10 protein-coding genes are annotated in these 10,769 nt (G+C 73.2%); 2 read left to right on the top strand and 8 right to left on the bottom strand.

Annotated features, from left to right (window positions below; all coding sequences use genetic code 11):
* A partial coding sequence (locus tag ACFW9D_RS17380; RefSeq protein WP_384622881.1) for a protein kinase occupies positions 1-596 on the bottom strand: 596 nt, incomplete at its 3' end.
* Positions 597-997: 401 nt separating this feature from the next.
* On the opposite strand from ACFW9D_RS17380, the gene ACFW9D_RS17375 reads away from it, so the two are divergent.
* Positions 998-2,650 (top strand): protein kinase, encoded by a 1,653-nt coding sequence (locus ACFW9D_RS17375; RefSeq protein ID WP_384622880.1) that lies wholly within the window; start codon positions 998-1,000, stop codon positions 2,648-2,650.
* Between the two features lie 58 nt (positions 2,651-2,708).
* Here the strand turns inward: ACFW9D_RS17375 and ACFW9D_RS17370 are convergent, their stop codons facing one another.
* Together ACFW9D_RS17370 and ACFW9D_RS17365 are read right to left on the bottom strand one after the other, a co-directional pair.
* Positions 2,709-3,116: a hypothetical protein gene (locus tag ACFW9D_RS17370; RefSeq protein WP_384622878.1), complete on the bottom strand. Its 408-nt coding sequence runs from the start codon at positions 3,114-3,116 to the stop codon at positions 2,709-2,711.
* Between the two features lie 156 nt (positions 3,117-3,272).
* Complete coding sequence (locus ACFW9D_RS17365; protein WP_188338020.1) at positions 3,273-3,815, bottom strand: bacterial proteasome activator family protein; 543 nt, start codon at positions 3,813-3,815, stop codon at positions 3,273-3,275.
* Between the two features lie 171 nt (positions 3,816-3,986).
* Here ACFW9D_RS17365 and ACFW9D_RS17360 point away from each other — a divergent pair, with 171 nt between their 5' ends.
* Positions 3,987-4,421 (top strand): hypothetical protein, encoded by a 435-nt coding sequence (locus tag ACFW9D_RS17360; protein WP_384622876.1) that lies wholly within the window; start codon positions 3,987-3,989, stop codon positions 4,419-4,421.
* Positions 4,422-4,433: 12 nt separating this feature from the next.
* On the opposite strand, the gene ACFW9D_RS17355 is transcribed toward ACFW9D_RS17360, so the two are convergent.
* The 5 genes from ACFW9D_RS17355 to ACFW9D_RS17335 form a co-directional block, all read right to left on the bottom strand.
* Positions 4,434-5,414 carry an NAD(P)H-quinone oxidoreductase gene (locus ACFW9D_RS17355; protein ID WP_188338018.1) on the bottom strand — a complete coding sequence of 327 codons (981 nt, stop codon included), beginning with the start codon at positions 5,412-5,414 and terminating at the stop codon, positions 4,434-4,436.
* Between the two features lie 51 nt (positions 5,415-5,465).
* Entirely contained in the window at positions 5,466-6,563 is a 1,098-nt protein-coding gene (locus tag ACFW9D_RS17350; protein ID WP_384622874.1) for a potassium channel family protein, read from the bottom strand.
* Positions 6,560-8,209, bottom strand: a complete 1,650-nt coding sequence (locus ACFW9D_RS17345; protein ID WP_384622872.1) for a molybdopterin-binding protein — start codon at positions 8,207-8,209, stop codon at positions 6,560-6,562. Before ACFW9D_RS17345 ends, ACFW9D_RS17350 begins: the two co-directional genes overlap by 4 nt.
* A complete protein-coding gene (locus tag ACFW9D_RS17340) occupies positions 8,206-9,300 on the bottom strand; it encodes a DUF6457 domain-containing protein (RefSeq protein WP_384622870.1) in 1,095 nt (364 codons plus the stop codon). The genes ACFW9D_RS17345 and ACFW9D_RS17340 overlap by 4 nt, the downstream gene beginning before the upstream one ends.
* Before the next feature lie 92 nt (positions 9,301-9,392).
* Positions 9,393-10,763 carry a dihydrolipoamide acetyltransferase family protein gene (locus ACFW9D_RS17335; protein WP_384622868.1) on the bottom strand — a complete coding sequence of 457 codons (1,371 nt, stop codon included), beginning with the start codon at positions 10,761-10,763 and terminating at the stop codon, positions 9,393-9,395.
* Between the last annotated feature and the right edge of the window lie 6 nt (positions 10,764-10,769).

Below are 10,769 nucleotides of genomic sequence, written 5' to 3'. Positions count from 1 at the left end.
TGTGTCATGGTCGACTGCGCGCCGTGCAGGGCGCGGGCGATGCCGAAGTCCATGACCTTGACCGCGCCGGTGTCCGTGATGATCACGTTGGCGGGCTTGATGTCACGGTGCACGATGCCGTGCTGGTGCGAGTACGCGAGCGCCTCGAGCACCCCGGAGACGATGATGAGGGCCTGCTCGGGGCCCGGCGCCTCCGCGTTGATGAGCAGGTCGCGGATGGTGCGGCCCTCGACGAGCTCCATGACGATGTACGGCACCGCCGTGCCGTTCACGAAGTCCTCGCCGGAGTCGTAGACCGCGACGACCGCGTGGTGGTTCAGGCCGGCGACCGACTGGGCCTCGCGCGTGAAGCGGGCCTTGGAGACCGGGTCCTCCGCGAGGTCGGCCCGCAGCAGCTTGACGGCGACGGTGCGCCCGAGGCGCACGTCCTCGGCCGCGAAGACCTCGGCCATGCCGCCCCGGCCGAGGCGGTGGGTGAGCCGGTACCGGCCGTCTCCGACCAGCCCGCCGTTGCCCCACGCCTCCGGCGCGTCTGACATACCGCCGCCAGTCGCCTCGGGGTCGGACGGGCCCTGAGCGCGCTGCTGCTGTGCCATCAGTCCTCGCCGTCGTTTCTGTCCGTGCTGTTGCTGTGTGTGCTGCCGGATCCGCGCATTCGGAGTACGCGCGGTTGTGAACACGAGCTCCGTCGGGCCACGCTACAGGCTTGGGCGCCGGTCCCGTCCCGAGATGGATCCGGTATCAAACCCGTTGCCGTGTACGTCGTGCAAATCGTGCGCGCAATTTCTGTGCCGGACCCATGTCGTTCGTATGCGCGCTCCCTGCCCCTTTCTCCGGCGATCGCCTGTAACGCTTCCGCGACGCTTCTTGCCCGTACGGTCACGGAACGGGCATCGAGCTTGACGTGTCGGTGCCCTGGGGCAGACTTGGCCGGGAATAGCTGATTCGATCACCGGGCCGCCGCCGTCAGCGGGGCGCCTATGGGGGACGTGGAGACATGACCGAGGGCAGCGCCGGCGGCGGGCAGGGCGGGCGGTACGCGGGCAGTTCCGTGGCCGGTGGGCGGTACCAGCTGCGCGACCTGCTCGGTGAGGGCGGCATGGCCTCCGTGCATCTCGCGCACGACACGCGGCTCGACCGCGCGGTCGCCATCAAGACTTTGCACACGGAACTCGGCCGCGAGGACGCCTTCCGTCAGCGCTTCCAGCGCGAGGCCCAGTCGGTGGCCAAGCTCACGCACACGAACATCGTCTCGGTCTTCGACTCGGGCGAGGACGAGCTGAACGGCACGATCACTCCGTACATCGTCATGGAGTACGTCGAGGGCCGGCCGCTCGGTTCGGTGCTCGACGAGGACGTCCGCCAGTACGGCGCGATGCCCGCCGACAAGGCGCTCAAGATCACCGCCGACGTGCTCGCCGCGCTCGAGATCAGCCACGAGATGGGCCTGGTCCACCGCGACATCAAGCCGGGCAACGTGATGATGACGAAGCGGAACGTCGTCAAGGTCATGGACTTCGGCATCGCGCGCGCCATGCAGTCCGGTGTGACCTCGATGACGCAGACCGGCATGGTCGTCGGCACGCCCCAGTACCTGTCGCCGGAGCAGGCTCTCGGCCGCGGTGTCGACGCCCGCTCCGACCTGTACTCGGTCGGCATCATGCTCTTCCAGCTGACCACCGGCCGACTGCCCTTCGAGGCGGACTCGCCGCTGGCCATAGCGTATGCGCACGTCCAGGAGGAGCCGGTGGCTCCGTCCTCGATCAACCGCTCGCTGCCGCCGGCGATCGACGCGCTGGTCGCCCGCGCCCTGAAGAAGAACCCGAACGAGCGCTTCCCGAGCGCCGAGGCGATGCGGGACGAGTGCCTGCGGGTCGCCCAGTCGCTGACGCACGCGGCGCCGAGCATCGTGCCGGGCGCGCAGACGTCGAGCGGTGCGGGCGTCGGCGCGACGGTCTTCCCGCCCGTCGACCAGAACGGGATGCCGACCCCGGGCCCGGTCCAGACGCCGTACCAGCCGCAGACGCAGAACCCTTACGGCACGCCGACCCCGGCGCCGCAGCCCGCGTACGGGTATCCGCAGCAGGGCGGGTACCAGACGCCGCCCCCGTCGATGTCCTACGCGCCGCAGACCCCGGCCCCGTACTCGGCGCAGCCGGTGACGACGGCGAGCCCGCAGAGCGGCGGCTCCGGCGGTTCCGGCGGCCGGAACAAGAACATGATGGTGATCATCGCCTCGATCGTCGTCGCGCTGGTCGCCATCGGCGGCCTGATCGCGGTCCTGACGAACCAGGGCGACGACCCGGACCCCGGGGGCAACGGCAAGCCGAGCGGCGGCACGTCCGAGGTGGCCGGTCACAAGGGCCCCGACAAGACGAAGACCATCGAGACGGACAAGTGCACCGAGCCCGAGACCGGGTTCAACGACGAGAACAAGATCAAGGTCCCGGACTTCTACCTGAAGAACATCGACTCGGTGAAGGCGTGCTTCCGGGCGGCCGGCTGGACCATGGTCCAGAAGCCCGTGGACGAGAACACGTACGGCGAGGGCACCGTCAAGAACCAGTGGCCCGCCCCCAACACCGAGATCGACCCCGGCGGCAAGGTCGAGATCACTCTCGAAGTCTCGACAGGCGACCCTGCCAGCTAGCGCTCTGCCGCGGTTGCCGGTCGGCAACCGCGGCAGGCTGTCAGCGTGTGGTCAGCTGTCAGTAGGGGTTGTAGGTGAAGCTGCTGGTGCACAGGCTCAGCAGGTCATCACCTTCGAACACGGCCGCCTGGATACCCATGGAACTGATACCCGCCGAATCCGTCGCGCTCGTGTCCCACGACTGTTCGCCGCCGTTGCCGCCCTTGTAGTGGTGCCAGGACCACGCCTTGTCAGCGCCGGAGTTCGTCCGGGTGACCAGGCGAATCGCCACACCATGGCCGTCGGCCTTGGTGTCGAGCACACGAAGCCGCAGGGGGTTCACCGTGTTCTGCCCGGTGTAGAACCCCGTGTAGGCGCCGTAGACAGCGCTGTAGCTGCAGTTTCCTGTTGCCATCGAGGAAGCCGCGGCCGGCGACGCCACCAGCGGCACCGTCAGACAGGCCAGACCGCCGGCCGCGACAAGCACGGACCGTCGAACATTCATATGAAGTTCCCCCTGTGTCGGTGTCAGGTGCACCGCACAGTAGATCGACGCTCACGCCACCTGGGGCACAACCCGTCGGGTTGTGCCCCAGGTCACGATCAAACAGGTGTGTACGCCGCAGAATTCCGCGTCGGCGCCTTACAGGTACGGCCCGCCCGAGCGGCCGATCGTGCGGGGGTCCTCGTCGCCGTCCTCGCCGCCGGCGCCCGGCGGAAGAGCGCGGCGCATCTGCTCCAACTGGGCGCGGGCGGCCATCTGCTGGGCGAAGAGCGTCGTCTGGATCCCGTGGAAGAGGCCCTCGAGCCAGCCCACCAACTGGGCCTGCGCGATGCGCAGTTCGGCGTCGCTCGGGGTGGCCTCGTCGGTGAACGGCAGGGAGAGCCGCTCCAGTTCCTCGACGAGCTCCGGCGCGAGGCCGTCCTCGAGCTCCTTGACGGAGCTGTGGTGGATCTCCTTGAGCCGCTGCCGGCTCGCCTCGTCCAGGGGAGCCGCGCGTACTTCCTCCAGCAGCTGCTTGATCATGCTGCCGATGCGCATCACCTTGGCGGGCTGCTCGACCATCTCCGTCACCGGGACCTCGCGGGCTTCGTCGGCTCCGCCGCCGCCCAGAGCCATTCCGTCCTGGCCCACGACCAGGATCTGCGGGTTCTCCGGCGACCGTTCGTTCCTCGGCATCTCCATGCCGCCATTCTCTCGCACCGTGCTCTCACCCTTGGGTGGTGCCCCCGTCGGACGGTGATCCACCGCACCCGGGTGCCCCGAAATCCGGCGTGCCCGTTTTATTGGCCTATGTGAGGCTTATCGCAAGCACGGCAGCAGCGCGGCAGCGGCACGGGCAGAAGGGGGCAGTGCATGGCGTGGCTTCGGCGGGTGGCCGGACGGGTGACGGGAGCTCTCGCGGCGACCCTTCTCGTGCTCACGGCGTCCCTGCAGGCCGCGGCGGCCTGTGCGCTCGTCTCCGCCGTCGCGCAGGCGTCCCCGGCGTACGCCGCCGAACCCTCGCCCGGAGCCTCTCTCGCGGGCACCCAGGCGGGCGAGGGCCGCACCCCGCCGGGGCGGCCCCGCCCCCATCCGACCGGCCCCGCGGCCCTGCGGCCGCCCGCGCCGCCCGTCGAGGAGCCCTCCGCGACCCCGACCCACCGCCCGCGGCCCCCGGCCGCCGCCCGGCAGCAGACCGTGGTGCCGGACGACGGGACGAGCCCGCTGGTGAACGTGCTGCCGCTGGGCTTCGGCCTGCTCCTCACCGGGCTCGGCCTCGGCTTCCTGGCCCTGCGGCTGCGCCGCTGACCGCCGCGGCGGCTACGGCAGCGTGAGCAGCACCTTGCCGATGTGCCCGGACTCCTCCAGGACCCGGTGGGCCTGCGCCGCGTCGGCCATCGGCAGCGTCCGGTCCACGACCGGCCGCACATGGCCGCCCTCGATCAGCGGCCAGACGTGTTCACGGACCGCCGCGACGATGGCCGCCTTCTCGGCGAGCGGCCGGGCCCGCAGCGTGGTCGCGGTGATCGCGCCGCGCTTGCCGAGCAGCGTGGCGATGTTCAGTTCGCCCTTGACGCCGCCCTGCATGCCGATGATCGCGAGCCGGCCGTTGGTGGCGAGGACGTCCACGTTGCGGCCCAGGTATTTGGCGCCCATGTTGTCGAGGACGACGTCGGCGCCGCCGCCCGCGGTGTTCTCGCGGATCTCCTCGACGAAGTCCTGCTCGCGGTAGTTGATCAGGATGTCGGCGCCCAGCTCGGCGCAGAAGTCCAGCTTCTCCTTGGTGCCCGCGGTGACCGCGACCTTGGCGCCGACCGCCTTCGCGAGCTGGATCGCCATCGTGCCGATGCCGCTGGAGCCGCCGTGCACGAGGAAGAGCTCGCCGGGGCGCAGGTTCGCGACCATGAACACGTTGGACCAGACGGTGCAGGTCACCTCGGGCAGCGCCGCCGCCGTCACGAGGTCGACGCCCCGCGGCACGGGCAGCAGCTGACCGGCCGGGACGACGACCTTCTCCGCGTAGCCGCCGCCGACGAGCAGCGCGCACACCTCGTCGCCGACGGACCAGCCGCCCACGCCCGGCCCGAGCGCGGCGATCCGGCCCGCGCACTCCAGACCGGGGTACGGGGAGGAGCCGGCCGGCGGGTTGTAGAAGCCCTGGCGCTGGAGCAGATCGGCGCGGTTGACGGCGCTGGAGACCACCTCGACGAGGACCTCGCCCTCGCCGGGCACGGGGTCGGGGACCTCCGCCCAGAGAAGCGCCTCGGGTCCGCCGGGTTCCGGGATCGTGATCGCATACATGGCCGCGAGGCTACTCCCGTGGGCCCGGCGCGGCCCCGCGTCACGCCCGGGTCAGTCCTGGGGCAGCGGCTTGGTGTCCGGTGCCACGTGGGTGGTCGGGGTGGCCCGCACGATGGTGATCAGACGGTCCGTCAACTGCAGGGTGCCGATGGCCTTGTCGTCGTAGCCGAGCAGCCGGTGGCCGCGCACGACGCTGACGACGAGGTCGTCGACCTGCTTCGGCTCCAGGCCCACCTCGGCCTTTATCACCGGCCGTTCGATCAGGTCGAGGCCGCTGCCCTGCTGGATGAGGTCCTCCATGACCATGCCCGCGTTGGGGCTGAGGACCGACAGGCCGAGCAGCCGGCCCGCCGCGCTGGCGCTGGTGATGACCGCGTCCGCGCCGGACTGGCGCAGCAGCGGCGCGTTCTCCTCCTCGCGGACCGCGGCGACGATCTTCGCCCCGCGGTTCAACTGCCGCGCCGTGAGCGTCACCAGGACCGCCGTGTCGTCGCGCTGCGTGGCGATGATGATCTTCCGGGCGCGCTGCACCTCGGCGCGGACCAGGACGTCGCTGCGGGTCGCGTCGCCCATGACCCCGGCGTAGCCCAGCGCGTTGGCCGCGTCGATGACCTTGCTGCTGGGGTCGACCACGACGACCTGCTCGGGCTTGAGCCCGGTCGCGCAGACGGTCTCCACCGCGCTGCGGCCCTTCGTGCCGAAGCCGATGACGACAGTGTGGTCACGCAAGTTGGACCTCCAGCGGTTCAGGCGCCATTCCTCCCGGGTCCGTTCGGTGAGGACCTCCAGCGTGGTGCCGACCAGGATGATCAGGAACAGCACGCGCAGGGGTGTGATGACGAGGATGTTGGTGAGGCGGGCGCTGTCACTGACCGGCGTGATGTCGCCGTATCCCGTGGTGGAGAGCGTGACGGTCGCGTAGTAGAAGGAGTCGAGCAGATCGACCGTGTGGTCCGAACTGTCGTTGTACCCGGCCCGGTCGATCCAGACGAGGAACCCCGTGAGGACGAGCACGCCGAGGGCCATCGCCAGCCGTCGGGCCACCTGCTTCAGCGGTGGCACGACGACGCGGCGCGGCAGCTTCACCCGGTAGGTGGTGGTCTTCTCGTCCGCCTGACGCGCGATGGCGTCATGGCCGGCCAGTTTCACGTGAAACACCCTTCGTTTCCCGGGAGATCGGTCCCGGGGTTCCCTGTGCTCCACGACCATGGCAGATCGAGGATCCCTACCTCCTGGGCCCCCTGGGCTCCGCCGGGCGGGATCACCGCGAGGGCGTCGGCGGCGGCGATGCCGCGCAGCATGGCCGGGCCGTTGTAGTGCAGCGGTACCGCCCAGTCGTGCCCGCTGTCGCGGTCCTGGCGCAGCACGACGGGCACGAGCCGGGTGTCGTGCGGGTGCCCCTGGACCGCCGCGTGCAGCGGCGCGGTGTCCGGCTCCCGCGCCTCACGCCCGTACGAGGACTCGGGCGCCGCCCGGCCGGACAGCTCGCTCAGCAGCGGTTCGGCGAGGGTGAGCAGGCCGGACACGGCGGCGAGCGGGTTGCCGGGCAGTCCGACGAGGTGCCGGCCCTCGGCGAGCCGGGCCAGCAGCATCGGGTGGCCGGGGCGGACCTTGACGCCGTCCACGAGCAGTTCGGCGCCGAGGGCGCGGAGCGTGGGGTGGACGTGGTCGACGGGGCCGGACGCGGTGCCTCCGGTGGTCACGACGAGGTCGGCGGTGGAGTCGCGGACGGCCTTGAGGACGGCCCCGGCGTCGTCGCCGAGCCGGCGCACGGCGATCACCTCGACGCCGAGCGCGCGCAGCCAGTGCGGCAGCATCGGGCCGAGCGCGTCGCGGATGAGGCCGTCGCGGGGGCGGCCCGAGGTGAGCAACTCGTCCCCCAGGACGAGGACTTCGACCCGGGCCCGGGGCACGACGAGCAGGTCGTCGTAGCCCGCGGCGGCCGCCAGGCCGAGGACCGCGGGGGTGACCACGGAGCCTGCGGGCAGCAGCAGTTCGCCGCTGCGGCACTCCTGGGCGCGCGGCCGGATGTCCTGCCCGTGCGCGACCTCGCGCAGCGGGTGCAGGTTCCGCTTGTCGTCGAGCCGCCCGTGCTCGCTGCGGATGACCGCCGTCGTCTCGGGCGGGATGCGGGCGCCGGTCGCGATGGCCGCGGCCTCCCCGTCGGACAGCGGTGCGGGCGGCTCGTGCCCGGCGAGGATGCCCTCGTCGCGTACGGCCCAGGGGCCGGGGCCCGCCACGACCCAGCCGTCCATCGCGGACGTGTCGAAGGACGGGAGATCGGTGAGGGCGGTCAGCGGCGCCGCCAGGACGAGCCCGAGGGCCGCCTCCAGGGGGACACGGGCCGCGCCGCGCGGGAAGCGCTCCGCTCGGGGGGCGGTCGAGGCGTCGGCCACGGGGTCGACGGACAGACCCGTCGCCGGGTCGGTCTGCGCGCCGGTGACCGGGTCGACGGGCGGCTCGGTCGTACGGGCCCGGTACGCGGCGGCCTGCCGGCCCGCCTGGGCGGCGATGCGGCGGGCGGCCGGCCAGGGGGTGGCGTGGTGACGGTCGCGGGCGGTCTCGCGCGGGACGTCCTGGCCGGTGGCGGGCGCCTCGGTGCCGGGGCGAGGATCCCGGGGTGCGCGAGGTGCGTCCCGGCCGGCGTCGGCGGGGCCGGGCGCGGCTGCGCGCGGCGCACCGGGGACCCCCTGCCCGCGCGGGGCGCTGTGCGCGTTGGCCAGGGCCAGCGCCTCGTCGACGTCGCCGTCGATCGGGTCGGCCTGCGACACCGAACGACCGTCCGGGGCGGTCATTCCGCGCCCGGCGCCGAGTCGCCCGCCGCCGAGTCCTCCGGGGCCGCGGCGGACTCGGCCTCCCGCGCCCAGCGTTCGGCGAGCGCGACGGCCTTCGCGGTGGCGGCGGCGACCGCCTCGCGGCCGCCACCGGCCTGCGCGGCCGCGTATCCGACGAGGAACGTCGTCAGGGGCGCGGCGGGGCGGGCGACCCCGTGCGCGGCGTCGCGGGCGAGGTCGAGCAGTGCGCCGGTGTCGACGTCCAGGTCGAGGCCCAGTTCGTCCTTGGCTGCGGAGATCCATTCTTCAAGCACGCGTCCATGCTCCCTGATCCGTGTCCGGGCTTCGGCGATGTCGTCCCAGGTGTCGCAGTCGAACGACGCGACGGGGTCCTCCGGGTCGGCGACCCGGGCGAGGCGCAGTGCGCGCGTGAGGAGGCGCAGCGGCAGCCCTTCGAGCGCACCGTGCTCGGCGGCGAGGGCGCGAAGCGCACGGTCGAGCGCGGCGCGGCGATAGACGGCGACGAGCGGCTGGTCGCGTCCGTCGCGGTCAGTGAGAAGAACGGCTTCGGCGCCCTTGGCGGGCGGGGCGTGGGTGGCTTCGGCGCCCTCGACGGAGCGGGCATCGGCAGCCCCGGCGCCCTCGGCGGGGGCATCCCCGGCGGGCCCGGCATGAACGGCTTCGGCGTCCTCGGCGGACCCGGCACGGACGGCCCCCGCGCCCTCGGCCGGCCCCGCGTGCAGCGTGTCGAGCAGGAGCCGGACCGTGCGGGGGGTCAGGAACGGCAGGTCGGCGGAGAGCACGACCACGGTCTCCGCCGCCCCGTGTCCTCGCGGCGGCAGGGCCCGGACTCCCGCGTCCAGCGCGGCGAGCGGGCCCCCGCCCGGCGGGTCCTCGCGGGCCCAGGTGACGGGCCGCGCCGTGGCGCGGGGCGCGGCGACGACGACGGTGTCGCGGGCCCCGGCGCAGGCGGTGAGCACCCGGTCGAGCAGGGCGCGGCCGCCGACCCGGACCCCGGGCTTGTCGGCCCCGCCGAGCCGCCGCGCGGCGCCCCCCGCGAGGACGACGGCGTCGTACGCGGGTGCGGGGCCGCGGACGGCGTTCTCGTTCATCCCCCGAGTATGAGCGCACGAAGGATCATTGCCACCCTCGCGTACGGGGTCCCGGGGGTGCGCCGCCGTTCACCGCACCCCCGGCGCCCGGGTCACAGGGTGCGCAGCAGCACCGCCGGCTGTTCCACACAGTCCGCGACGTAGCGCAGGAAGCCGCCCGCCGTGCCGCCGTCGCAGACCCGGTGGTCGAAGGTGAGCGACAGCTGGACGACCTGACGGACCGCCAGCTCCCCGTCGTGCACCCACGGCTTCGGCACGATCCGGCCCACCCCGAGCATGGCCGCCTCGGGGTGGTTGATGATCGGCGTGGAGCCGTCGACCCCGAACACCCCGTAGTTGTTCAGCGTGAACGTGCCGCCGGTCAGCTGCGCGGGCGTCAGCGATCCGGTCCGCGCCGCGTCCGTGAGCCGCGCGAACTCGGCGCTCAGCGACTCGGCGTCGCGCGCGTGCGCGTCCCGGACGACGGGGACGACGAGCCCGCGCTCGGTCTGCGCGGCGAACCCGAGGTGCACCTCGTCGAACCGGACGATCTCGCGCCGCTCCGTGTCCACCGTCGCGTTCAGCTCCGGGTAGCGGGCCAGGGCCGCCGTGCAGACGCGGGCGAGCAGCGCCAGGACGGAGATCTTCGGGCCCGCGGAGGGTCCGGTCGCCCCGTTCATGGCCGCGCGGGCGCGCATCAGCTCCGTCGCGTCGGCGTCCACCCAGCAGGTCGCGTCGGGGATCTCGTGCCGGCTGCGGGAGAGCTTGTCGGCGACGGCGCCGCGGACCCCGCGCAGAGGAGTGCGGTGCCCCTTGAGCGCCTGGCCCTCGGGCGCCGGGGCCACGGGTGCCACCGGGGCGGGTGCGGCGGCACCGGCCACCGCGCGCTCCACATCGGCCCGCATGATCAGCCCCTCGGGGCCGGAACCCGTCAGCTCCCGCAGGTCGAGCCCGTGATCGCGGGCGAGCTTGCGCACGAGCGGCGAGATGACCGGGACGGGCCCGGACGCGTGCACCGGCTTCACGGGCGCCGGAGCCGCCGGAGCCACGGGCACCGGAGCCGGGACCGGGGCCGCCGGGGCGGGAGCGGGCGGCGCGGACTGCGCGCTCGGCGCGTTCGGCCGCACCCGTCGGCGCCGGGCGGGCGCGGCGGTCGTGCCGTACCCCACCAGCACGTTCCCCGAGCCCTCGGACTCGGCCGGGGCGGCGCCCGGCGCCTCCACGACCGTGCTCGCGTCCGCGCCGACGGCGACCGTCAGCAGCGGCGCCCCCACGGGCAGCTCGCTCCCCTCGTCGCCGAAGCGGGCGGTGACCACACCCCCGTAGGGGCACGGCACGTCGACGAGCGCCTTGGCCGTCTCGACCTCGACGACCGGCTGGTCGACGGCGACGACGTCGCCGACCTGCACCAGCCAGCGCACGATCTCCGCCTCGGTGAGCCCCTCGCCGAGGTCGGGCAGCTTGAACTCCAGCACCTGCGCCATCAGACC

This window comes from Streptomyces sp. NPDC059524, from assembly GCF_042749255.1.
Taxonomy (GTDB): Bacteria; Actinomycetota; Actinomycetes; order Streptomycetales; family Streptomycetaceae; genus Streptomyces; species Streptomyces xanthii.
Note: the sequence above shows the minus strand (reverse complement) of the source record. Positions and strands in the feature narration are given on the sequence as shown.

Excerpts from the sequence above, each read along its gene's own strand:
- ACFW9D_RS17360 (WP_384622876.1), top strand. The coding sequence starts at position 3,987 with ATGGCGTGGCTTCGGCGGGTGGCCGGACGGGTGACGGGAGCTCTCGCG.
- ACFW9D_RS17355 (WP_188338018.1), bottom strand. The coding sequence starts at position 5,414 with ATGTATGCGATCACGATCCCGGAACCCGGCGGACCCGAGGCGCTTCTC.
- ACFW9D_RS17340 (WP_384622870.1), bottom strand. The coding sequence starts at position 9,300 with ATGAACGAGAACGCCGTCCGCGGCCCCGCACCCGCGTACGACGCCGTC.
- ACFW9D_RS17365 (WP_188338020.1), bottom strand. The coding sequence starts at position 3,815 with ATGGAGATGCCGAGGAACGAACGGTCGCCGGAGAACCCGCAGATCCTG.
- ACFW9D_RS17335 (WP_384622868.1), bottom strand. The coding sequence starts at position 10,763 with ATGGCGCAGGTGCTGGAGTTCAAGCTGCCCGACCTCGGCGAGGGGCTC.
- ACFW9D_RS17375 (WP_384622880.1), top strand. The coding sequence starts at position 998 with ATGACCGAGGGCAGCGCCGGCGGCGGGCAGGGCGGGCGGTACGCGGGC.
- ACFW9D_RS17345 (WP_384622872.1), bottom strand. The coding sequence starts at position 8,209 with ATGACCGCCCCGGACGGTCGTTCGGTGTCGCAGGCCGACCCGATCGAC.